Origin of the sequence: Aurantimonas sp. A3-2-R12 (genome assembly GCF_036016755.1) — a bacterium.
GTDB lineage: Bacteria > Pseudomonadota > Alphaproteobacteria > Rhizobiales > Rhizobiaceae > Aurantimonas > Aurantimonas coralicida_A.
Map to the genome: position 1 here is coordinate 1 of NZ_JAYXIH010000001.1, position 22,085 is coordinate 22,085.

Consider the following 22,085-nt stretch of genomic DNA (forward strand, 5'->3'; position numbering starts at 1 on the left):
AAATCTGATGAAACAGCCTTTCCCATGAAGCACCTCCTGCTCACAGAGAATCAAACCGAACATCAAATGGGAACCCGTCGATTCAAATTATTCGCCGGATGCTCTAATCAGCCGCTTCAGTGATGCGATAAGGCTGGCATTCAACTCTGCCGCGCGGCTCTGGGAATGCTGAACACATTCGCGCCTGTCTCACTCCCGGGCGGATGAAGAGCGGGTCGCGAGCCCGATCATCTCTTGGGTGGTCAACGTCTGACAATAGCTTGTGAAAGCGGCAAGCGCGTTGACGTGTCGCTCCTTGGAATGGGTGGCGCAGGCATCCGAGATGCATATGGGATAGTAGCCGCGGTCGGCGGCATCCCGCACCGTGTGGTCGACGCATTGATCGGTGAACTCTGTTGACGACCTGCACCGCCCGATTCACGGCGCGAAAGGTCAAACGGCCGGAGGCGCACTTCAAGGCGAAAGCTGGTTCTTTCGGCTTGGCTCACTCCACCGCTGGCAGAACCAGGCTTTCGTACTCATGTTCGATCGTACGGCCAAGCACCGGGTCGTGCAACTGCATCCGGAAGTAGCGGGCAGGTCGGACGCCCCCCGACAGAACCCCCAGCGTGCCGCACATCATTGCCGTTCCCGGCTGCAGGCGATCGGGGCCCGCCGCGAAGGGAGATGTCTCGATCAGTCCCGCCAGCGGCCGGATCTTCGCCACGCCGCCATCCTGATACGGTGTCCACTCTGTGCCCGGTTCGTCGCGGATCCACGAGCGCAGCGCGATCTCGTCCAGATGTCCGCACACTTCTTCGTAGCGCCAAAGCCGCTTCGCCACTGGCTTGGCGCAGACCTGCTTGGACAGCGCGACGGAGTGGGCTTCCAATTCGCGGTCCGTGTGATCCGAACCGAGTCCAAGGAACAGCGCCTTGCCATCGTCCAGCAACAGCGGCTCGACCTCGCCCGACGATGTCGCGCCGACGACCTGGATCGCGGCGTCGTTCGTAAGGAGAGCCGAGCCGATCCGGTAGAACAGTGGGACGGCAGACGGCGGCGCGACTCCGATCGCTTTCAGTTCGGCGATGTGGTGGTCGACGGCGGCCTGGTCACGCCCGGTCCAGCCGGCAATCACGGCGTTGTCAATGTTGACAGACAATGGGCTGTCACCGAGCACTTCGAACGTCAATGTCGTGGTCAAGATCGTACCTGCCTGTTGTGACGGTTGGAAATCAGAGGCCGTTGGCGAGAAAGAGCGCAAGGCCCGGGAACAGGATGAGCGCGAAGACCATCGCCAGCATGGTCAGCGCGTAGGGTGTGACGCCGAGCATCACTTCGCTCAGCGAGCCCTTGGATCGGGCCGCCTGGACGACATAGAGATTGAGTCCGACCGGCGGCGTTATCAGCGCCATCTCGATCAGCACGATCATCAACACGCCGAACCAGATCTTGTCGAAGCCGAGGTCGGCGACGATCGGCACGACGATCGGGATGGTCGCGATCATCAGCGACAGCGTTTCGATGAAGAAACCGAGCACGATGTAGAGAAGGACGATCACGAACAGGGTGCCGTATGCCCCGAGGCCGAGATTGTTGAGGAGTTCCGTGAGCTGGCGGCCGAGCCCGGCGGAGGCCAGCGTGTAGTTGAGGAAGTAGGCGCCGACGATGACGAACATGATCATCGCGGTGGTGCGCACGGTGCCCAGCAACGCCTCGCGGATCATCGAAAAGGTCAGTGCCCGATGGGAGGCGGCAATGGCGAAGGCCATTGCAACCCCGATGGCGGCTGCTTCCGTCGGGGTCGCCCAACCGCGATAGATCGATCCGACAACGACGCCGAACAGGATTGCGATCGGCAGAAGGTGGCGCAGTCCGGAGAACCGCTCGCGCCACGAGAAGCTGCGCGAGGGACCGCCGAGCGCGGGTTTGATCTTGCAGATCACCGCGGTCACCGCCATGAAGCCGAGCGCCAGCAACAGTCCCGGCAGAAGACCGGCAAGGAACAGTCGCGGCACCGACGTTTCGGTGAGAAACCCGTAGACGATCAGGTTGATCGACGGTGGAATGAGGATTCCAAGAGTGCCGCCGGCGGCAATTGCTCCGGCGAACAGTTTTGGATCGTAGCCGAGCCGGTCGGCCTGGGGCATCGCGACCGTGGCGACCGTGGCTGCGGTGGCGACGGATGATCCGGACGTCGCCGAAAACAGTGTGGCAGTCGCGATATTGGCGTGGACCAAGCCGCCCGGCAGCCAGGAAAACCAGGAATCGAGCGCGGCATAGGTCCGCTCCGCGATGCCGGCGCGCACCAGGATTTCTCCCAGCAGAACGAAGAACGGAATGGCGATGAGGAGGAAGCTGTCGGACGACGAATAGACGATCTGGCCGAGGCCTCGGATCAGGGGAAAAGGCGAATAGAAGACATCGATCCCAATACCGAGCAGAAACAGGACGACGCCGACCGGTAGGGAAAGGGCGAGCAGCCCGAGAAGTCCGACGCTGACTGATCCGATCATGGTATTTCCCCGGCTTCGCCGCCGTCGCCCGCTACGTCCCGCACAGCTTGCCAGTCTCGCCCCAACGCCGACACGACGATGCAGACGAGCAGAACCGCGGAGACGAGTGCGAGCCAGACCCAACCCGCAAACCAGATCGATTGCGGAATCCACAAAGGTGTACCCAGCGGTGTGTTGGCGTGTGAGCCGCGGGCTAGCGTCTTGCCCAGGACGTCCCAGGAATAGAAGGCGACGAGGCAGGCGATGCCGCTCAGGCTGGCCAACGCCAGAAGGTCGAACAGTGCCCGCCCGGCGGTCGACAGACGCAACTGCAGAATATCGATGCGCACATGCGCACGCTCGGTCAGCGCAAAGCTGAAGCCCCAGGTGGCGACACCGGCCATCACGTAGCCCGAGATCTCGTCGGCACCGCCGAGGCTGCCAATCGACGTTTGCCGAAGGACGATCTCGAGGAGGATGAGGGCGACAGTTGCCAGGAGAGCCATGCCGGCGAGAACCGCGATTGCGCGGTTGATCGTGGCCAGCGCGGCGGCGACCCGGACCGGGCCGCCACCTCTTGCTTGGGTTCCTGTCATGACCGCCGCCCTTTTTCGTCTTATTGCGCGGCGATGGTGACGCCGACGGCTTTGCCGACCGACTCGTTCCAGCGCTTGGCCCAGTCCCCGCCGGCCCGTTCGGCCCAGTCTGGAAGTACCTTCTCGGTCAGCACTTTCCGGGCGACTTCGCGATCCGAGTCAGTTGGCTCGACCAAGGTCATGGAAGCGGGCTTGCCCGCTGCGCAGTCGCCGGAGCCGGTCAGGCAGGCGACATCGCGTGACAGCGCGTCAGCGGCTTGGTCCCAGGCCGGGGCCTCGAACTTGGTCTTGATCTCGTCTTGAAGGAACGTCTGCATCTCGGGTGACAGCTCGTTCCATTTGTCGAGATTCATCGCGGTGACGACAGGGTCCCAGCCGCCGAGCGGCAGAGTGAGAAGATGCGTCGAGGATTCCCACCAACCGGCGCTGTAGCCGGAGCCGGCACCGGTCACGGCGCAATCGACGACGCCGCGCTCGAGCGCGCCGGGCACTTCGGAAAACGCCATGGTGATCCCCTCGGCGCCGAGTTCTTCCAGCAAGATCGCGGTCATCCGGCCGGAGGCGCGGATCTTCTTGCCCTTGAGGTCTTCCAAATTGGAGATCGGCGCGTTGCAGAAGACGACCTGAGGCGGGTAGGGGGCGATCGCTAGCAGCTTGGCATTGAAGCGGTCGCGCATGATGTCTTCGACCATCGGCTTGGCGGCTTCGGCGACGTCGCGGGCCGTTGCTGCGTCGGTAGCGATCAGCGGAACGTCAAGGCCCTCGAGTTCGGGCGCGTCTCCCACCGTGTAGTCGGCGACCGTCATGCCGATGTCGAAGACGCCGTCGCTGAGCAAACGGAAGACGTCGGCACCCTGAACGCCCATCTGGTCGAAGGTGGTCAGGTTCACCGTGACGGCACCCTTCGAGTCCCCCGGTAGGATTTCGGTCCAGAACGGCTGCTCGAATTCCTTGTAGAGCGGCAGGCTACTCCAGCTACCGACCACGGAAAGCGTTGTGTCCGGCAGGTCTTGCGCATTCGCGGCAGCGTTTGCCGCCAGCAATGCCGTTGAGATCGAGAGAGTGCGAAGAAGTGCTTTCATTGCGTGACTCCATTTGGTGGCAGGTGACAAGAAGCGGGTGATTGGTCAGGAACTTCGTTCGGCCAGGAGATCGGTCACCAGCATGTGGCCAGGATCGTGGGTGATGGCGATATCCGGTCGCGCGGCGCGGATCGCCATTTGTGGGGTGACACCGCAGGCCCAGAAGACCGGAACTTCGTTTGGCCCGATCACTGGGGCGTCGCCGAAGTCCGGATTCATGATGTCGGCGATGCCGATCGCGGCTGGATCGCCAAAATGCAGCGGCGCTCCATGCGCCAGCGGCTGACGGTCGGAAAGAACGATCGCCCGAATCGCATCCTGGGGGGAGAAGGCGCGCATCGAGACGACGATCGGGCCGGCGAAGGGGCCGGCGGGTTTCGTTGCGATGTTGGTCACATACATCGGCACGTTGGTATCCGCGTCGATATGCGGGACCCGGATCCCGGCGCGTTGCAGAGCTGCCTCGAAGGAGAAGGAGCAACCGATCACGAAGGTAACGAGATCGTCTCGCCACTCCTTTGTCAAATCACCTGGGGAGCCGACCAGCTCGCCGTCGCGAAAAATCCGGTAGCGCGGCACGTCTGTACGGATATCGACGTCCGCACCGAGAGTCGGCAGGCGGGGATCTCCGGCCTCCCCGACGGCCAGCAGCGGGCACGGCTTGGGATTGAGGACACAAAAGCGCAGGAAATCCCCGGCCAAGGCTTCCGGAAGGATCGCCAGATTTCCCTGAAAATATCCAGGCGCCTGACCGCTCGTCGGACCTGTGAAAGAACCGGACCGAATCCGTTCGCGCAAGGTGCGAGGGGATCGCTCGAACTCTCCGGTCATTTCCTGGGCAGCCTCCCGAGCTGTTTATTTTTTCTGCAAGGGGAGTGTTCCATCCGTCGCTGCATGCGTCAATTGATCAACTTTCGATCATTTTGATCCGCTGGGAAGATCAAATGGATGGTCCATCGCTGCGACGGCTTGTTCCGCCGCGACCTTCAATTCGGCGCTGACGTCGGCGTCCAGCGACGGGTGGTGCGCCAGAACAAAGCGGAGTGGTTTCGGTTTCGCGGCTGCGACGGTGTCGAGCCGCCTGATCCGACCAGCGACAATGTCCGTGGCGGCCATGCTGGACGGCAGAACGCCAATTCCGAAGCCGGCGCGCACCAGATGCAACGCGGTCGAGAGCGATGCGCAGCCGTGCAGCAGTGGAGCTGCATCGAGGTGGGCGGCGGTGAAGATCGCATCCAGATTTCGATAGGGAATGGTACCCTTCGGAAAGGTCACGATCGGATGCCTCGCCAAGTCCTTCAATGTCAGCGGGTGGTCGGGGACGTCGGTCGTCGCGGCCGCGAACCAGTCAATGATGCTGGCGTGGATGAATGTGCCGGACGCCTGGGCCGGTACCCACTCCTCCATCAGGACGGCGATATCCAGATCGTCCTGCAGCAGCTTGGCCGCGAGGACTGACGACGTGTCGACAGCCAATTCGATCCTAAGGTTTGGAAAACGATCACGGATTCGGGTCATCATGCCAGGCAGCCATGTATGCACGACCGTTTCCGCCACACCGATACGGATCGTGCCGGCGAAACCGCCCTCATGCCCGAGCGTGGCCATGATGCGGTCGCGCATTTCTGTGAGACGCGCCGTCTGGTCGAGGAAGGTGCGACCCGCCGGCGAAAGCCGTCCACGGCGCTTGCGCCGGTCGAACAGTTCGACACCCAGCCGATCCTCCAGCGCGGCGATCCGCGCTGATACGGCGGACTGGGACAGTCTCATCTGCGCGGCTGCGGCCCGGAAGCCACCATGCCGGACGATGCAACTGACGATCTCGATATCCTTGATGTCGAACATTGGCAGCCAGCCTCCGAAGTGGGTCGTCGGATGATAACAGTCTCGGCGGTCAAGTACCTGCTCGCCGGCGTTGGACAACTTGCCCGACAGCCTGGACAGGCCTTGGGTCTAGGTTGTGTGGACAAACCTGATCCATTGTCTGATCGTAGCAATCTCAACGAATCCGAGAAAGCTTGAGGCCAGATTGTCGAAACGGGTGGCGATGCGGCGGGACTGCTTGAGGCGATTGAAGAAGCGCTCGATGCGGTTGCGCAGCGCGTATTTGGTCTTGTCGACCGGGCGCTGAACTCTGCGGTTCGACTTTGTCGGGATCACCGGGTCTGCGCCGCGCCGCTCGAGATCGTCGCGAATGGCGTCGCTGTCATATCCCAGCGCGAGATGGACGCATCGAGACACGAGGCCGTGTCGGTGCGACAGCGTGCTCGCGGCATTCACGAGCAACTCCTGACGGAGCGCGGCCGAAACTCGGCGCAGCCCCATGCTGTCAACGACTGGCTTTCGGTCTATGCAATGGCGGTCAACGAGGAAAACGCCGCTGGCGGACGCGTCGTCACCTCACCGACGAACGCCGCCGCCGGCGTCGTGCCGGCGGTGCTACGCTACTATCTCGACCATTGCGTGGGGCGGAATCCAAGAACACTCCGGTGTTCCTGCTGACGGCTGCGGCGATCGGTGGCCTGATCAAGCACAATGCCTCGATCTCGGGCGCCGAAGTCGGATGTCAGGGGGAAGTGGGGTCGGCAGCCGCGATGGCCGCCGCGGGGCTTTGCGCGGTCCTTGGAGGAACCAACGAGCAGATTGAAAATGCCGCGGAGATCGCGCTCGAGCACCATCTCGGGATGACCTGTGATCCGGTTCGGGGACTGGTGCAGGTTCCCTGTATCGAGCGCAACGGCCTCGGCGCGATCAAGGCGGTCTCGGCGGCGTCACTCGCACTGCGCGGCGATGGCAAACACTTCATGCCCCTCGACAATTGCATCGCGACGATGCGGCAGACCGGGATCGACATGAGCGAAAAGTACAAGGAGACGTCGCTTGGAGGACTCGCTGTAAACCTGCCGGAATGCTGAGGTGGCTAAAGGGAGGGTCTTTTTACGCTAAAGGCCAGAAGCGTGGGCCAGACCCGGGGCAATCGCTTGAAGGGAGGCGATTCCGGCACGGAGATTACCGTGATTCATAGGAGACCTCGAATCGGTGAGGTTTCCCATGTCCGGCCAGTCGCTTTTGGATCAGTTCTCGGCTCTCGAGGACTCGCGTCAGACGTGGACGGCGATCCATCCCTTGCCGAGACCGTGTTGATCGTGCTTTGCGGCACGATGGATGGCGAGAGCGGAGGACTGCGTCGAGATTGAGGAATGGGCCGGCCAGAAGCTGGATTTCCTCAGGCGCTTTCTGCCTTTCGCGTGGGGCGTGCCCTCGCACGACACGCTCAACCACGTCATGAACGCCTTGTCGGCAATGCTTTTTCGCAGGACCCGACGGGGTGTGCCCATCCGCTGCTAGAAAATCAATGACTTAGGCGTGGCGGAGAGGAAGGGATTCGAACCCTCGATACGGTCTCCCGTATACTCCCTTAGCAGGGGAGCGCCTTCGACCACTCGGCCACCTCTCCGAGGACGGGAAATGCCTGTTTTCATAGGGTTAGTCAACCCGTCAAGTGACACGGGATGACGGCTCGAAACGGGAACAAACACGGTTTGACGAGCCGATACAGCAAAAAATCTGCAAAACCGTCTAGTCCCGGAACGGGTGCCTGTTCTATAATCGTTCCATGCGCATCCCCCTTTACAGGTCCACCGAGGCGACAGTCATTGATGATGCCGATTGGGATTTAGTTTCGGGCATCAGATGGACTCTTTTGAAGGGCCAAGGCCAGAAATACGCGACGGGCACATCCAAGGGCGAAGACGTGCTTCTCCATCGACTGATTATGACGGCGCGAGACGGTATCGAGGTCAGTCATCAGGATGGAGACGGTCTAAACAACCGTCGTTGCAATCTCCGTATAGCTACGCGATTGCAGGTTACGTGGAGCCGGCGAGTGGTTCCAGGGAAGACCGGGATCTTTGAGAAGAACGGAAAGTGGGGCGCTTCGATCCGACAAAACGGTAGGTTCATAGTCCTGGGCTCCTTTGACAGCCAGTATGAGGCTATGCAGGCAAGGGACTACTTTTCAAAACATACCCGCCAGGGGTTTGGCGGTTTGCATGGCGTTGATTTGACGGGGTTCGATCCGTTAAAATTTGCGCCGACTGCACGCCGAATCCTCGGAGATTCCTAGAAGCTTCGCTATAGCCTCCCGCTGGTGGCAAAGCCGTGGTCTGCAACTTGCTGTCCCAGGATCGGATTGACACTCTGCCCTGATCGTACATCGCAATGACCAAGGGAAACTGGACAGCGTCTCCCAGTCTGGTATCTGCATTCTCACTCATGTGGTGCGCGAAGGTGCTCGTTAACCGCGTAGTCGGCTCCAACAAGGAAGATCCTCGCGTGTTCGATATGATCCATAAAGTCCGTTCCGAGGTCCAGGAGACCCGCCAGAGATTCCGTGACGATCTTCCGATAAGCCTCAAGAGGGCGTTCTCCAGAGAACTTTCCAGTGACGAGTGGACAGCAATGTTCAAGGCGCTCGGCAAGACCGACTGGGCGGCACTGACAAACTCGATGGGTGTCCGATGTGCATTAGAGATGATCAGTAGTTCGCATAGTCTGGATGCCGAAATTAGGAGGCTAGAAGGATCCATCGCCGTTGTTGAGCCGCGACGATTCGCCAAGATGCAGGCAAAATCTCGTCAGCTGGCGCACTTTATGATGACCGGCGAACATGGGGCGCAGCTTCTGTGCAATGCCGAGGCTATCGCTCGTATGCTGGGGGAGAAAAATTTTCTACTCACCAGTCCGCCGGCACATTTGGTCAACGACATTGATCGACTGGTCACGGTCTACGCCATCGATTTACTGGATCAACGGTCACGCGTTACGATGGCCAATCTAATAGAAACTCAGAGGGATGGCGTCGAGTTCATCATCAGCTACCTTGTAGGTAATCGTATCGACGAACTGGCCAAGATCGGCACTAACCAAGTAGCCAGGCTGAACCATTACAAGGGGCATATCCCTTCTGAAGCTCTTCAGGGTGGATCGTTGACCATCGCTTCGGCAACCGAACACGCTCACCTGCTCAGCCGTGGCTACAAGAAAGTGTCGGACTATGAAGGATCCTCGGCCGATCGAATGCTTGGAAGCCGTGCTTACTATTTCGCCCCAATATCCGGATTAGCACCCTTCAGCCAGGGTGCTCTGCAGACAGTCCATCAGACAGTGTCAGGTATCGATCCCGAGACCGGTTACAGCGTGGGCGAAATCATGGGCGGACGGATCAGTGAGATGAACCAGGTCCGGTTGATCGAGCGCCAGATCGGGAGCCAACGCCAGACGAGTGAAAATCTCCGACCGATCTTCGATGATAACGGTAAGGTGACCGCCTATGAACGGACGGCGGATGTCTCCAAGCTGACCAGTCTGCATCGCAGCACGGATCTGGCGCAGATGATCGGTGTCTGGCGGTGTCGTCAGATGGAAGAGCTCCTAGCCGTGAAAGTTAATGGTGAGTTGGTCGACCGCCTATATGAAATCTGGGAGAGGGACAGAAAGCTCGGCAAACAAAACGAGTTCGTCAACATCGCTCGACTTAGAGATAAAGACAAGGATGATAGCATCCTAGTCGACGCAGCCAAGATTATCCCGCCCCAGACACGCGATTACATCAAGTGGGTGTTCGGGCGTGACGATTTTTGGGTTCGTCGAGACATGGTGCTCGACACTTTCGGCAAACGTCAAGCCTCTATTAGGGATCGATTCACCGACGCCAATTTCGAGAGTTTGGCCGTGGGTATTCTGGGAAATAAAGCGTTTCCAATACTGGTTCGCTCAGAGAAGAGCATTCAGGACCTGAGTGCCAATGTGAAGAACCCAATCAAGTGGTTATTGCGCGGACGGCGAACGTAATTTCAGTCTCGTTCCAGCCTTCGAGCAGACGGTCCGACACTGGCTAATTGGGCGATCCCTCCATGTCACCGCCTAATCAGCGCAACAGGTAGCGTCCGATTTCTCGTAGCCATAGTCAGACCAAACATACCCGTGTGCCGCTCATAACATGGGATTGCTACGCGCTAAGAACACAATGTGAACGAAGGCTGTTTTGCAAGAAATCCGCTAAATGCCTCAAACCGGCTGTGGCCATTTCGGCATAACAATTCGGATTTGCAGGTGATTTCAGGAAAACTGAGGTTCGATGTGGCGCCCTTAGCAGGGGAGCGCCTTCGACCACTCGGCCACCTCTCCGAGGACGCAGATACCTGCGCGACGGGCCCGGTGCAAGGGAGGCAAGAAGAAAACCCGGTGAACATGATCGAAAGGCACCCCGCGGCCATTCAAACCGGACACCGCGAAACCTCGCCCCGACCCGGGAACGATCCACACGCGCTTCCTTCGCGGCGCCGTCAAGGCTCTGCGCGGCGCGGCCTGGTTCGCGGCTCAAGCAGCAGCTGGCACAGGTCGAAAAGTTGGCTCCGCGGGATCGGTTGCCAACTGTCGGTCCGGCCTTCAGTATTTGCGGATGAGCCCGACCAGCCGGCCCTGAACCTTGACCCGCTCGGAGCCGAAGATCCGCGTTTCATAAGCCGGATTGGCAGCCTCCAGCGCAATCGTATTGCCGCGCCGGCGAAACCGCTTCAGCGTCGCTTCCTCCTCGTCGACCAGCGCGACAACGATCTCCCCGGGCGTCGCTGTGTCGGCGCGGCGAATCACCACCGTGTCGCCGTCGAGGATTCCGGCTTCGATCATCGAATCGCCCTTGACTTCCAGCGCATAATGCTCGCCGCCGCCAAGCATATCCGGCGGCACGGCGAGGGAATGGGTGGTGTGCTGGATCGCCGAAATGGGAACGCCCGCCGCGATCCGGCCCATGACCGGAATCGAGACTGTGGCCGGTTCAGGCGGTCTCGTCGTCGCGCGTCGGGAAATCGGCTCAGACGTCTTGCGTGCCGCGTCGCGGCTTCCTTCGATCACGCTCGGCGTAAACCCGGCGTGGCCGACGGGGGCAGGGCGGTCCTTCTGCATCGCTTCGGGCAGCTTGAGGATCTCCAGCGCTCGCGCGCGATTGGGCAGGCGCCGAATGAAGCCCCGCTCCTCAAGCGCGGTAATCAGGCGATGAATGCCGGATTTCGACCGAAGCTCCAGCGCGTCCTTCATCTCGTCGAAGGAGGGAGGCACCCCGCTATCCCTCAGCCGTTCGTGAATGAACGACAAAAGGTCGTGCTGCTTGCGTGTCAGCATCGAGGCGACTCCCTAAAACAAAACCTGAACAAACCTATCTGTTCTAGTTGTGTTCCGCAAGACCCTTCCATTCGTCGAGCACAACGTAGCGGCAAGCCTCCCCCGCGCTCGCCGGAGCCGCCGAAGACGGCCGCACGAGCAAAGCATCGGCCTGCGCGTAGGTGGACAGGAGGGAGGAATCCTGGCGGGGCAGCGGAATGACCCGGACGACGCCGTCTTCTCGAGCCTCCAGCCGTGAGCGAACGAAGTCGGTCCGCAGGCCATTTTCAGGCATCGGCGCGCCGAGCAGCCCATGCCGGTAGAGCTGGCGATCGGGAAAACCCGCCAACCGGCGCACCAATGGAATCAGGAACAACCGCGCGGCGACCATGGAGGAGGCCGGATTGCCCGGCAGACCGACGATCGTCAGATCGCCAAGCCGCCCCGCCATCAAGGGCTTGCCGGGGCGCATCGCGACCTTCCAGAAGTCGAGTCCGACGCCGCGGTTGGCGAACACCTTGCCGACCAGGTCGTGATCGCCGACCGACGCCCCGCCGATCGTGACGAAGACATCCGCCCGGTCCCGGATGGAATCGCTCAGGCGCGCGTCGATCGTGGCGACGTCGTCGCCAGCGATCCCGCAGTCGATCGCATCGCCGCCGGCGCCTACCACCATCGCCGCGACGCCGTACGGGTTGGAGGCGACCAACTGCGAGGGACCGAGCGGCTCGCCGGGCAGCACGAGTTCGTCGCCAGTTGCGAGGATGGCCACCTTCGGCCGCGCCAGCACCGTCAGCGCGGGGTAACCGCAGCTCGCCGCAAGCGCGATGGCGCCGGGCGTGAGCAGGGCGCCGCGGGTCAACAACGTCTCGCCCGCAGCGAAATCGATACCGGCTGCCCGGATGAATTGGCCGGGTTCGAGCGAAACCGTCGGGCGTACGGTGCCATCGACTACAACGCGGGCGTCTTCCTGGATCAGGATCGCATCCGCACCTTGCGGCACCGGCGCCCCGGTGAAGATTCGCGCCGCTTCACCGATTCCCACCTGGCCGTCGAAGGCGCGCCCGGCGGCGGATTCGCCGACGACCCGCAGGGTCTCGAACGGCGACTGGACGTCCACCGCCCGGACGGCGTAGCCATCCATGGCCGAGGCATCGAAGGACGGCTGGGTGCGGCGGGCCAGGACGTCCTCGGCAAGAACGCGTCCGGCCGCTTGAAGCAACGGCAGCTGCTCGGTGCGGGTGAGGGGCACCGCGCTCCCAACCAATCGTCGATAGGCTTCCTCGACGGGAAGCAGACTCATGACCCGGCCGCCGTGAAGTCGCCGGAACGGCCGCCGGATTTCGACAGCAGCCGGATGCCGGACACGCGCATCGAGCGGTCCACGGCCTTGGCCATGTCGTAGATCGTCAGACAGGCCACGGAGACCGCCGTGAGCGCCTCCATTTCGACGCCCGTCTTGCCGCTGACCTTGGCCAGCGCGGTCACGCGCAAACCGGGCAGGGTCGCATCCGGCGTTATTTCGACGCCAATCTTCTCAAGCATCAGCGGATGGCAAAGCGGAATCAGCTCGTGCGTACGCTTGGCCGCCATAATTCCGGCGATCCGCGCAATGCCGATGACGTCGCCCTTCTTGGCCTCCCCGGCGAGAATCAGCTCCAGCGTCGCCGGCTGCATGGCAACGAAACCCTCGGCCTCGGCGACCCGAACGCTGTCGGCCTTGTCGCCGACATCGACCATCGAGGCAGCGCCGGCGGCGTCGAGATGGGTGAGTCCGGATTGCTTGGTGTCGCTCATGACGAGGCCCCCGGTTGGCGGGTGGCGCCGAGCAGCACGCGCGTCGCCGCCTCCACATCAGACTGGCGCATCAGGCTTTCCCCGACGAGAACGGTGCGGATCCCCCGATCGGCGAGGCGCAGGCAGTCTGCATGGGTGAAGATGCCGCTCTCACCGACGAGAATTCGGTCCTCCGGCACCAAGGCCGCCAGCCGCTCGGCCGTGGCCAGGCTGGTCTCGAAGGTCCGCAGGTTGCGATTGTTGATCCCGATCAGCGGCGTGCGGAGCTTCAGCGCACGCTCGGCTTCGGCTTCGTCATGGATCTCGACCAGGATGTCGAGGCTGTAGTGTTCGGCAGTGGCTTCGAGATCACGCGCCAGCGTGTCGTCCACGGCGGCCATGATGATCAGGATCGCGTCCGCGCCCCAAGCGCGCGCTTCGGCCACCTGATACGGGTCGAACAGGAAATCCTTGCGCAGCGTCGGCAGCGTGGTCGCGGCGCGAGCCGCCGTCAGATAGGCGGGCGCACCCTGAAACGAGGGCGTATCGGTGAGGACGCTGAGGCATGTCGCGCCCCCGCGCTCATACGCCGCAGCGAGAGCAGGCGGATCGAAATCCTCGCGGATCACGCCCTTCGAGGGACTGGCCTTCTTCACTTCCGCGATGAGTGCTAGCCGACCCTCGGCGTGCCGAGCCCGGATCGCCGCCGCAAATCCTCTCGGCGCATCCGAGGGATCGATCGTGGCTTCGAGATCGGCGAGCGGCATGCGCTGTTTGGCAGCGGCGATCTCGTCGCGCTTGTAGGCTTCGATTCGCTCAAGGATGTCACTCATGCGGACGCCTCGCCGAACTTGCGCGTTGCTGCCGCCAGGCGCTCCAGGGCGGCACGCGCCAGGCCGCTGTCGATCGCATCGGCTGCCATTGCGACGCCGCCGCGAATATCCTCAGCCTTGCCGGCCATCATCAGGGCGCCGGCACTATTGAGCAAGACGATGTCGCGGTAGGCGTTTTTCGCGCCGCCGAGCACTGCGGTCAGCGCCGCGGCGTTTGCCGCCGCGTCCCCGCCCTTGATTTCGGCAAGGGGCAAACGCCGCAACCCGGCGTCCTCCGGCTCGACGCTGAAGGTGCGGATATCGCCGTCATGGAGGGCAGCAACCGCGGTCGTCCCCGAAACGGTCATTTCGTCGAGCCCGTCACCATGCACGACCCAGGCGGATTCGGTCCCCAATTCGCGCAGCGTCTCCGCAAGCGGCAGCAGCCATTGTGGCGAGAACACTCCAACCAGCAGCTTCTTCACGCCCGCCGGGTTCGACATCGGTCCGAGCAGGTTGAAGATCGTTCGGGTGCCGAGCTCGACCCGGCTGGGACCAACGAAGCGCATCGCGGCGTGATGCGTCGGAGCGAACATGAAGCAGAGGCCGGCATCGGCGAGCACCCGCGAGATCGCATCCGGCTTCAGGTCAACGTCGACCCCGAGCGCGGCCAGCACGTCCGCCGCACCTGATTTCGAGGACAGGGCCCGGTTGCCGTGCTTGGCGACGACGAGACCGCACCCGGCGAGGACGAGGGCCGAGCATGTCGAAACGTTCAGCGTGCCGGCGTGATCGCCGCCAGTGCCGACGATGTCGATGGCGTCCGGCGGCGCCGCGACCCGCGACATGTTGGCGCGCATGACCGAGACGGCACCCGCCATCTCGTCGACGGTCTCGCCGCGCACGCGGAGCGCCATCAGGAAGCCGCCGATCTGCGAGGGCGTCGCTTCGCCGGACATCATCACCGCGAAGGCGGCCTCCGCCTCGGATCGCGTCAGGGACTGACCGTCCGCGACCTTGGCGATGAAAGGTTTCAGACTTTGGCTCACCGGACGATCGCCTTGGCGTTTTCGATGGCGGCCGGACTGACGCTGAGCGGCGTGTCGTTTTGCAGGAGTGTCACGTAGCTCTGCAGGAGATCGTTTTCGAAGATACCCTTCAACTGCTGGCGCTCCTCCGCCGCGACGTTCGCGGCCGGATCGGCGGGAGGAGCGATTTCGGTAACCTTCAGGACGACCTGTGAGCCGGACTCGCGGCCGCGCGCCGTGGCGATCGTTCCATCGCCGCCGGAGTACGCCGCGGCGACGCCGACCTGACCCAGAACGGCCGCGCCGGACTGCCGCGTGATCGACGCCGCCGTCTGCTTGCTAAGGCCCGCTTCCGTCGCCACCTCGTCCATGCTCTTGCCGCTCTCGAGTTCGGCCTTCAAAATATTGGCTCGCTCGCTCAAGAGTCGCTGGGTCTCATCGTTTTTCCAGTCGGCGAGCACGCGGTCGCGTGCTTCGTCGAATGTGCGGTCGCGCGCCGGGTCGATACTGACGACGTCGTAGAAGACATAGCTGTTCGATTCAAAGTTGATCGGCACATTGTCGAATCCCGGTTCGGTTTCGAAGGCACCGGCCAGAAGCTCCTCCGCCGCCGGAAGTTCCGGGACCGGCGCGCCGTCGGGACCGTTGCCCTGGCTGTCGACCGCCGGAACGGTTTCGGCCGCAATGCCCGCGGCCTTGGCCGCCTCGGCGAAGCTGGCGCCACCGGCGCGCGCATCCTCGAAGGCGTTGTAGGCGCTTGCGGCGGTGTCGTTCGCCGCGACGAGCGCCAGAGCCTTGCGAATCTCGTCCGAGACCTCGTCGAGCGGACTCACACCCACCGGCTGGATTTTTGAAACGCGCAGGATCGCCGGGCCGAAGGCGCCGGCCACAACGTCCGATATCGCCCCTTCGCCCAGGGAAAACGCCGCGTCGGAGATTTTCGCGTCCGGAATTTCAGATTTGGATACCAAGCCGAGGTCGGTGTCTTCGACGGTCCGTCCGGCCTCTTTGGCGACCTCTTCGAAGCTCGCACCGCCGTCCAGCTTGGCCTTGGCTGTGTCGGCGGCCGCCTTGTCGGCGAAGACGATCTGCTGGACCTGGCGCCGCTCCGGTGTGGTATAGCGCTCCTTGCTCTGTTCGTAGTCCGCCTTCACCTGCTCGTCGGTGATCGTCGCCGGATCACTCAGCACTTCCGGCGTCAGCGTGGCGTACGCGAGGGAGCGATATTCGGGCGCGGCGTATTTCGCCTTGTTCTCCTCGAAATAGACCTTCAGCACGTCGTCCGACGCATCGGCGACCGGTGGCACCGTCGAGGGGGACATGCTGATGTAATCGACCGTCCGGCGCTCGCCATTGTAGAGGCCCAGCGCCGTTTCGAACGTTACGGGCGTATTGCCGCCCTGCGAAATCGCCTCGACGATCTGGCTGCGAATGGCGGCGTCTTCCTGGCTGCGGATATAGTCCCGCTCCCGGATGCGGGCGTTGGAAAGGACCGCCTGAAACGCATTGCGCGAGAAATTTCCCGAGGCGTCCTGAAACGAGGGGTCGTCCGCGATCAGACGCGCCAGACGCTCCTCCGACAGGCCGAGGCCGATGCGACGACCCTGTTCGTCGAGCATGGCGCCGGCGACGAGCTGGCTGAGGACGCCTTGGTCGATGCCGAACAATTGGGATTCTTCCGTGGTCGGACGGCGGCCGATCTGCTGGGCCAGACGGGCTTGGGCCCGGTTGTAGGCCAGAGCGTAATCCTCCAGCGAAACCTCGGTCTTGCCAGCTGTCAGCACCGTCGTCGCCGTATCGCCGCGAAATACGTCGCCAATACCCCAGGCGGCGAAGCTGACGACGAGCAGGGCAAGGAGGATCTTCGCGGTCCACCCGGAAATGCTGCCTCGCAGTGTATTGAGCATCGTCGTCTCCCTTCGCCCGCTCGACTTTCGCGGCGGCGAAGCGAAGCAGGGCATCCATCGTTCTCAGGCCTTAATAGGAAACAGCGCGGGGCGGGCGCAAGCAGGCTGGACGATTGATTTCTCGGCTCCCTCGCATATTGCCGACCGACGATGATAGGTATGCGCCATCAGGTCCGCGCCCTCCGCGCACCGCTCCAGGGAGTAAATGTCGACATGAAGCCACGGCCACTGATCGCGGGTAACTGGAAGATGAACGGGCAGTTGTCGGCATTGACGGAACTGAAGAGCATCGCGGACGCTGCCGGCCACGGGCTCGCCGACCGCCGCGACCTGCTGATCTGTCCGCCGGCGACGATCCTGTCCGCCAGTCGCGGGGTCCTGGGTGAGAATGTCGCGGTCGGAGGGCAGGATTGCCATCCGGCGGAAAGCGGTGCCCACACCGGCGACATCTCCGCTGCGATGCTGAAGGATATCGGGGCGCGTTACGTCATCGTCGGTCATTCGGAACGCCGCGCCGATCATGGCGAATCGGACGCGCTGGTTCGCGCAAAAGCGGAAGCGGCCATGAAGGCGGGGCTGGTCGCGGTGATCTGCGTGGGCGAGACCGAGGCGGAACGCGAGGCCGACCAGACGCTGGAGGTCCTCGGGGCGCAACTGGCCGGCTCTCTACCGGACGGATTGACCGGCGAGACCGCGGTCGTCGCCTACGAGCCTGTCTGGGCGATCGGAACCGGACGCACGCCGACGGTCGCCGACGTGAAACAGGTTCACGATTTCATTCGCAAGACCCTGTCGGATCGCTTTGGCGAAGCTGTCGCCTCGGCTGTGCGAATCCTTTACGGTGGATCTGTCAAACCTGCGAACGCGGCCGAGCTTCTGGCTGTCGACAATGTCGATGGGGCGCTTGTCGGCGGCGCGAGCTTGAAGGCGTCCGACTTCATCGCGATATGCGAGGCCGTCGTCGTTTCCTGATCAAAATGGCGGTGAAACACCGAAACCGGTTGGAAAGCCGGCCGCGCTTCTGTAGAAGGCGCGCAATTCCTAAAATCGACGCGCTGCGAAAGTCCAATGGAAACAATTCTTATCGTCATCCACTTGATGATCGTCATCGCGCTCGTCATCGTAGTGCTGTTGCAACGATCCGAGGGCGGGGCCTTGGGTATCGGCGGCGGTGGCGGCGGCTTGATGTCGGCCCGTGGCGCCGCCAATGCGCTGACCCGAACGACCGGCATTCTGGCGGCGGCTTTTTTCCTCACCTCGCTGTCGCTCGGGATTCTCGCCCGTTATGGCGGCCAGCCGACCGACATTCTCGATCGCTTGCCGACCACTCAGGGTGGCTCGGATCAAGGCGGCAGCCTATTGGATCAGCTGGGCGCACTGCCGGAGCAGGAGGGAGCGTCCGGCAACGCCGATCAGGCGCCGCAGGCGGACGCCGCCGCAACGGACGTGACGCCATCGGATCCAAACGCACCGAGCGCCGCACCATCCATGCCGGAGAACGCCACCGGAACGGCCGTACCGCAATCGGCTCCGGCCGAAGACGCGTCCACGTCGGCTGCCACCCCGGCGCCACAGATTCCGGCCAATCCGGCTCCCACTGCGCCGAATGCCGCCGAGGACCCGACGGTTCCGCCGGTGGAGGCACCGCCGGCTGGTGTCGAACGGCCGGTCGAGAGCGGCACGTCGCCGTCCGGAACCGCCCAGTAGCATTCACGCACCGTTTGCGGTCGTCATCATCGGGGCGCCTTCGGGCGCCCCGTCCAGTTTCGGCATGGCCGAAAAGTGACTGGCAGAATCAGACCGGTCGAGATATCGGGAAAGCCCATGGCGCGATATATCTTCATCACCGGCGGCGTGGTCTCCTCACTCGGTAAAGGAATTGCATCGGCGGCACTCGGCGCGCTGTTGCAGGCCCGCGGCTACCGGGTGCGGCTGCGCAAGCTCGATCCCTATCTGAATGTCGATCCCGGCACGATGAGCCCGACCCAGCACGGCGAGGTGTTCGTCACCGACGACGGCGCCGAGACCGATCTCGATCTCGGCCATTACGAGCGCTTCACCGGGCGATCGGCTAACCGGATGGACAACATCACCACCGGCCGAATCTACCAGGATATCATCGCCAAGGAACGGCGCGGAGACTATCTCGGCGCCACGGTCCAGGTCATTCCCCACGTCACCGACGCCATCAAGGAATTCGTTCTCGACGGCAACGAGGAGTTCGATTTCGTGCTGTGCGAGATCGGCGGCACGGTCGGCGATATCGAGGCGCTGCCGTTCTTCGAGGCCATCCGGCAGCTCGGCAACGACCTGCCGCGCGGCGGCGCGGTCTATGTCCACCTGACGCTGATGCCGTACATCCCGACGGCTGGTGAACTGAAGACCAAACCGACCCAGCATTCGGTGCGCGAGCTGCGCGCCATCGGCATTCAGCCGGACATCCTGCTGGTGCGCGCCGACCGGCCGATCCCGACCGAGGAACGGCGCAAAATGAGCCTGTTCTGCAACGTTCGGGAAACGGCGGTCATCCAGGCGCTCGATGTCGCCACGATCTACGACGTGCCGATCGCCTATCACCACGAAGGCCTCGATACCGAGGTGCTCGCTGCCTTCGGCATCGATCCGGCGCCGAAACCGCAATTGCAGCGCTGGCATCAGGTCGTCGACGGGATTCGCAATCCCGAGGGCGAGGTGACTATTGCCGTCGTCGGCAAATACACCGGCTTGAAGGACGCCTACAAATCCCTGATCGAGGCGCTGCAGCACGGCGGCATCGCCAACCGGGTCCGCGTCAAGCTCGACTGGATCGAGGCGGAAGTGTTCGAAGAGGAGGATCCGGCCCCGTATCTGGAGCGGGTTAACGGCATCCTGGTGCCGGGCGGGTTCGGCGAGCGCGGGGCGGAGGGCAAGATCGCCGCGGCCCGCTTCGCGCGCGAACGCAACGTGCCGTATTTCGGCATCTGCTTCGGCATGCAGATGGCGGTGATCGAGGCCGCGCGGACCTTGGCCGGGATCGACAAGGCGGGTTCCACCGAATTCGGCGAGACCAGCGAGCCGGTCGTCGGCTTGATGACCGAATGGTTGAAGGGCAATGAACTGGAACAGCGCGCCGCCCAGGGCGACCTCGGCGGCACCATGCGGCTCGGGGCGTACAAGGCGAGCCTCAAGAGCGGCTCCAGAATCGCCGCGATCTACGGCGACACCGATATCGAGGAACGCCACCGCCACCGCTACGAGGTCAACCGCGCCTATCGCGAGGCGCTGGAAGCGGCCGGCATGAGCTTCGCCGGCATGTCGCCTGACGGCCTTCTGCCGGAGACGGTGGAACTGGCCGACCATCCCTGGTTCATCGGCGTGCAGTACCACCCGGAACTGAAATCCCGGCCGTTCGAGCCGCACCCGCTGTTCGCCAGCTTCATCGCCGCGGCGGTCGAGCAGAGCCGGCTGGTGTGACCGGCGGAATTCGCGACGACCGCGCGGGGCGGGCCCTCGATCACGTCGTCCTTCCGTTCGAGTCCCTGGACGAGGCCCGCCGTCTCTTCACGGCGCTCGGCTTCACCGTCGCGCCCGATGCCGTCCATCCCTTCGGAACCGGCAACGCTTGCGTGTTCTTTGCCGACGGCACCTATCTCGAGCCGCTGGCGATCGCCGACCCGGCGGCCTACGAAGCCGCGAAGTCCGCGGGCAACCTATTCGTCGCGCGCGATGCCGGCTTTCGGTCCCGCCATGGCTTGCCGTCGATCTCGGCCATCGCCTTTCGCTCGGCCGACGCGCTGGGCGACCGGGCCGCGCTGGCAAAAAAGCGGCTTGCCGAGGCCGAACTGGTCGAGTTTTCGCGGAATTTTCGGACACCCGCAGGCGAGGATGCGTCGGTGTCGTTCCGCCTAGCCTTCGCCTGCGCCGAACCCGACTCGCATGTCCACTTCTTCTTCTGCCAGCCACTGCATACTAAGGCGCCGGACCGCTCCACACTGACCCGACACCCGAATGGTGTGTCCGGTCTCGCGCGCATCGTCCTGTCGGACTGTCCGCCAGATAAATCACGCGAACTGCTGGCGACCGTGTCGGATTCTCGCGCGGACGAAGGCAGTCATGGGGGGCTGTGTTTCGAACTCGCCAACACCACGCTCCATGTCCTTTCCGACGCGTTATTGGTCGAAGACTATGGGGTGAAGCAGAACGTGTCGGGCGAACTACGTGTTTGCGGCATTGTGCTGAACGTCGCGGACATGGCCGCAACCCGTGCCTGTCTTGCCGCCGGCGGCCATTCGTCCGAGATGACCGGCGACCGCCTCGTCGTCCCGTTCGGCAAGGACGGCGGCTTCATCGCATTCGAGGAATCGCCCGCATGACCGCACCCAACAGTACCGTCTCCGCCAAGGGCGTCCGTTTCTCGCAGACTCTGCCAGTCGCGTTGATCGCCGGCCCCTGCCAGATGGAAAGCCGCGACCACGCGCTGATGATCGCCGAGACGATGAAAAAGATCACCGGCGATCTCGGCATCGGCTACGTCTTCAAGGCGAGCTTCGACAAGGCGAACCGCACCAGCCTCGCCGGCAAGCGCGGCATCGGGCTGTCCGAAGCCCTGCCGGTGTTCGAGGAGATCGCGCGCACCTTCGACCTGCCGGTGTTGACCGACGTCCACACCGAGGAGCAGTGCCGCGAAGCCGGCGCGGTGTGCGATATCCTGCAGATCCCGGCGTTTCTCTGCCGCCAGACCGATCTGTTGATCGCCGCGGCGAAGACCGGCCGCGTCGTCAATATCAAGAAGGGCCAGTTCCTGGCGCCCTGGGACATGAAGAACGTCCTTACGAAGGTGACCGACAGCGGCAATCCGAACGTGCTCCTGACCGAGCGCGGCGTCTCCTTCGGCTACAATACGCTGGTGTCGGATTTTCGGGCGCTGCCGATCATGGCGGAGATGGGCGCGCCGGTGATCTTCGACGCGACCCATTCGGTGCAGCAGCCGGGCGGGCAGGGCGGCTCATCGGGCGGCGACCGCCGCTTCGTCGAGACCCTGGCACGGGCGGCTGTCGCGGTCGGTGTCGCCGGGCTGTTCATCGAGACCCATGAGGACCCGGACAACGCCCCATCGGACGGGCCGAACATGGTGCCGCTCGATCGAATGCCGGACTTGCTGAAGCGGTTGCAGGCGCTCGACGCGGTGGCGAAGGCCTTCGGCTAAGACCGGCGGGAAAACGGTTCACGCCCGCGCTGCCTTGGTCTAAAAGCCCTCCAAAGCGACCTAG

20 protein-coding genes, 1 tRNA gene and 2 pseudogenes are annotated in these 22,085 nt (G+C 63.1%); 8 read left to right on the plus strand and 15 right to left on the minus strand.

All coding sequences use genetic code 11. From position 1 onward, the window contains the following. Positions 1-189: 189 nt before the first annotated feature. The 8 genes from VSX60_RS00005 to VSX60_RS00040 form a co-directional block, all read right to left on the minus strand. Positions 190-417 carry a cysteine hydrolase family protein gene (locus VSX60_RS00005; RefSeq protein WP_327622265.1) on the minus strand — a complete coding sequence of 76 codons (228 nt, stop codon included), beginning with the start codon at positions 415-417 and terminating at the stop codon, positions 190-192. A 67-nt stretch (positions 418-484) separates the two neighbouring features. Further along, complete coding sequence (locus VSX60_RS00010) at positions 485-1,171, minus strand: DUF2848 domain-containing protein (protein WP_327622064.1); 687 nt, start codon at positions 1,169-1,171, stop codon at positions 485-487. Positions 1,172-1,214: 43 nt separating this feature from the next. Beyond that, positions 1,215-2,495 carry a TRAP transporter large permease gene (locus VSX60_RS00015; RefSeq protein WP_327622065.1) on the minus strand — a complete coding sequence of 427 codons (1,281 nt, stop codon included), beginning with the start codon at positions 2,493-2,495 and terminating at the stop codon, positions 1,215-1,217. Continuing rightward, a complete protein-coding gene (locus tag VSX60_RS00020; protein WP_327622066.1) occupies positions 2,492-3,070 on the minus strand; it encodes a TRAP transporter small permease subunit in 579 nt (192 codons plus the stop codon). The genes VSX60_RS00015 and VSX60_RS00020 overlap by 4 nt, the downstream gene beginning before the upstream one ends. 20 nt (positions 3,071-3,090) lie before the next feature. Continuing rightward, the gene (locus VSX60_RS00025; protein ID WP_327622067.1) at positions 3,091-4,152 is read right to left on the minus strand and encodes a TRAP transporter substrate-binding protein; all 1,062 of its coding nucleotides are present in this window, start codon (positions 4,150-4,152) and stop codon (positions 3,091-3,093) included. A 45-nt stretch (positions 4,153-4,197) separates the two neighbouring features. Further along, positions 4,198-4,983, minus strand: a complete 786-nt coding sequence (locus tag VSX60_RS00030) for a putative hydro-lyase (protein WP_327622068.1) — start codon at positions 4,981-4,983, stop codon at positions 4,198-4,200. Positions 4,984-5,070: 87 nt separating this feature from the next. Next, the gene (locus tag VSX60_RS00035) at positions 5,071-5,997 is read right to left on the minus strand and encodes a LysR family transcriptional regulator (RefSeq protein WP_327622069.1); all 927 of its coding nucleotides are present in this window, start codon (positions 5,995-5,997) and stop codon (positions 5,071-5,073) included. Between the two features lie 108 nt (positions 5,998-6,105). Then, positions 6,106-6,477 carry a transposase gene (locus tag VSX60_RS00040; RefSeq protein ID WP_327622070.1) on the minus strand — a complete coding sequence of 124 codons (372 nt, stop codon included), beginning with the start codon at positions 6,475-6,477 and terminating at the stop codon, positions 6,106-6,108. Between VSX60_RS00040 and VSX60_RS00045 the strand changes: the two are divergent. Together VSX60_RS00045 and VSX60_RS22515 are read left to right on the plus strand one after the other, a co-directional pair. Continuing rightward, a pseudogene (locus VSX60_RS00045) lies at positions 6,400-7,067 on the plus strand (L-serine ammonia-lyase); the annotation flags it as partial. The gene VSX60_RS00040 and the pseudogene VSX60_RS00045 sit on opposite strands and share 78 nt — an antisense overlap. A gap of 136 nt (positions 7,068-7,203) precedes the next feature. Further along, positions 7,204-7,464, plus strand: a pseudogene (locus VSX60_RS22515) (transposase family protein); the annotation flags it as partial. 55 nt (positions 7,465-7,519) lie between these two features. Here the strand turns inward: VSX60_RS22515 and VSX60_RS00050 are convergent. After that, a tRNA-Ser gene (locus tag VSX60_RS00050) sits at positions 7,520-7,609 on the minus strand. Between the two features lie 878 nt (positions 7,610-8,487). Here VSX60_RS00050 and VSX60_RS00055 point away from each other — a divergent pair. Next, positions 8,488-10,005, plus strand: a complete 1,518-nt coding sequence (locus VSX60_RS00055) for a hypothetical protein (protein ID WP_327622071.1) — start codon at positions 8,488-8,490, stop codon at positions 10,003-10,005. A 597-nt stretch (positions 10,006-10,602) separates the two neighbouring features. Here the strand turns inward: VSX60_RS00055 and lexA are convergent. From lexA to VSX60_RS00085, 6 genes are read right to left on the minus strand one after another with little or no spacing between them, the layout of a single operon-like run. Then, positions 10,603-11,334, minus strand: a complete 732-nt coding sequence (lexA, locus tag VSX60_RS00060) for a transcriptional repressor LexA (RefSeq protein ID WP_327622072.1) — start codon at positions 11,332-11,334, stop codon at positions 10,603-10,605. Positions 11,335-11,377: 43 nt separating this feature from the next. Beyond that, positions 11,378-12,616 (minus strand): molybdopterin molybdotransferase MoeA, encoded by a 1,239-nt coding sequence (locus tag VSX60_RS00065; RefSeq protein ID WP_327622073.1) that lies wholly within the window; start codon positions 12,614-12,616, stop codon positions 11,378-11,380. Continuing rightward, positions 12,613-13,110, minus strand: coding sequence for a cyclic pyranopterin monophosphate synthase MoaC (gene moaC / locus VSX60_RS00070; protein ID WP_327622074.1), 498 nt, complete (start codon positions 13,108-13,110; stop codon positions 12,613-12,615). The genes VSX60_RS00065 and moaC overlap by 4 nt, the downstream gene beginning before the upstream one ends. Then, entirely contained in the window at positions 13,107-13,922 is an 816-nt protein-coding gene (trpC, locus tag VSX60_RS00075) for an indole-3-glycerol phosphate synthase TrpC (RefSeq protein WP_327622075.1), read from the minus strand. Before trpC ends, moaC begins: the two co-directional genes overlap by 4 nt. Continuing rightward, positions 13,919-14,950 carry an anthranilate phosphoribosyltransferase gene (gene trpD, locus VSX60_RS00080; protein ID WP_327622076.1) on the minus strand — a complete coding sequence of 344 codons (1,032 nt, stop codon included), beginning with the start codon at positions 14,948-14,950 and terminating at the stop codon, positions 13,919-13,921. Before trpD ends, trpC begins: the two co-directional genes overlap by 4 nt. Beyond that, on the minus strand, positions 14,947-16,836 hold the full coding sequence (locus tag VSX60_RS00085; protein ID WP_327622077.1) for a peptidyl-prolyl cis-trans isomerase: 1,890 nt from the start codon (positions 16,834-16,836) through the stop codon (positions 14,947-14,949). Before VSX60_RS00085 ends, trpD begins: the two co-directional genes overlap by 4 nt. Positions 16,837-17,049: 213 nt before the next feature. Between VSX60_RS00085 and tpiA the strand changes: the two genes are divergently transcribed. The 5 genes from tpiA to kdsA all read left to right on the plus strand — a co-directional run bounded on the left by tpiA (position 17,050) and on the right by kdsA (position 22,021). Continuing rightward, positions 17,050-17,808 carry a triose-phosphate isomerase gene (tpiA, locus tag VSX60_RS00090; RefSeq protein ID WP_327622078.1) on the plus strand — a complete coding sequence of 253 codons (759 nt, stop codon included), beginning with the start codon at positions 17,050-17,052 and terminating at the stop codon, positions 17,806-17,808. A gap of 96 nt (positions 17,809-17,904) precedes the next feature. Further along, positions 17,905-18,543, plus strand: a complete 639-nt coding sequence (gene secG, locus VSX60_RS00095; protein WP_327622079.1) for a preprotein translocase subunit SecG — start codon at positions 17,905-17,907, stop codon at positions 18,541-18,543. Positions 18,544-18,660: 117 nt separating this feature from the next. Next, a complete protein-coding gene (locus VSX60_RS00100) occupies positions 18,661-20,289 on the plus strand; it encodes a CTP synthase (RefSeq protein ID WP_327622080.1) in 1,629 nt (542 codons plus the stop codon). Next, positions 20,286-21,188: a VOC family protein gene (locus VSX60_RS00105; protein ID WP_327622081.1), complete on the plus strand. Its 903-nt coding sequence runs from the start codon at positions 20,286-20,288 to the stop codon at positions 21,186-21,188. The genes VSX60_RS00100 and VSX60_RS00105 overlap by 4 nt, the downstream gene beginning before the upstream one ends. Beyond that, positions 21,185-22,021: a 3-deoxy-8-phosphooctulonate synthase gene (gene kdsA / locus VSX60_RS00110; protein WP_327622082.1), complete on the plus strand. Its 837-nt coding sequence runs from the start codon at positions 21,185-21,187 to the stop codon at positions 22,019-22,021. Before VSX60_RS00105 ends, kdsA begins: the two co-directional genes overlap by 4 nt. The last annotated feature ends 64 nt before the right edge of the window (positions 22,022-22,085 follow it).

Bases quoted from the DNA above. Each gene is read 5' to 3' on its own strand.
- VSX60_RS00015 (WP_327622065.1), bottom strand. From the start codon at position 2,495: ATGATCGGATCAGTCAGCGTCGGACTTCTCGGGCTGCTCGCCCTTTCC.
- VSX60_RS00020 (WP_327622066.1), bottom strand. From the start codon at position 3,070: ATGACAGGAACCCAAGCAAGAGGTGGCGGCCCGGTCCGGGTCGCCGCC.
- VSX60_RS00025 (WP_327622067.1), bottom strand. From the start codon at position 4,152: ATGAAAGCACTTCTTCGCACTCTCTCGATCTCAACGGCATTGCTGGCG.
- VSX60_RS00030 (WP_327622068.1), bottom strand. From the start codon at position 4,983: ATGACCGGAGAGTTCGAGCGATCCCCTCGCACCTTGCGCGAACGGATT.
- VSX60_RS00035 (WP_327622069.1), bottom strand. From the start codon at position 5,997: ATGTTCGACATCAAGGATATCGAGATCGTCAGTTGCATCGTCCGGCAT.
- VSX60_RS00040 (WP_327622070.1), bottom strand. From the start codon at position 6,477: ATGGGGCTGCGCCGAGTTTCGGCCGCGCTCCGTCAGGAGTTGCTCGTG.
- lexA (WP_327622072.1), bottom strand. From the start codon at position 11,334: ATGCTGACACGCAAGCAGCACGACCTTTTGTCGTTCATTCACGAACGG.
- VSX60_RS00065 (WP_327622073.1), bottom strand. From the start codon at position 12,616: ATGAGTCTGCTTCCCGTCGAGGAAGCCTATCGACGATTGGTTGGGAGC.
- moaC (WP_327622074.1), bottom strand. From the start codon at position 13,110: ATGAGCGACACCAAGCAATCCGGACTCACCCATCTCGACGCCGCCGGC.
- trpC (WP_327622075.1), bottom strand. From the start codon at position 13,922: ATGAGTGACATCCTTGAGCGAATCGAAGCCTACAAGCGCGACGAGATC.
- VSX60_RS00085 (WP_327622077.1), bottom strand. From the start codon at position 16,836: ATGCTCAATACACTGCGAGGCAGCATTTCCGGGTGGACCGCGAAGATC.
- tpiA (WP_327622078.1), top strand. From the start codon at position 17,050: ATGAAGCCACGGCCACTGATCGCGGGTAACTGGAAGATGAACGGGCAG.
- secG (WP_327622079.1), top strand. From the start codon at position 17,905: ATGGAAACAATTCTTATCGTCATCCACTTGATGATCGTCATCGCGCTC.
- VSX60_RS00100 (WP_327622080.1), top strand. From the start codon at position 18,661: ATGGCGCGATATATCTTCATCACCGGCGGCGTGGTCTCCTCACTCGGT.
- kdsA (WP_327622082.1), top strand. From the start codon at position 21,185: ATGACCGCACCCAACAGTACCGTCTCCGCCAAGGGCGTCCGTTTCTCG.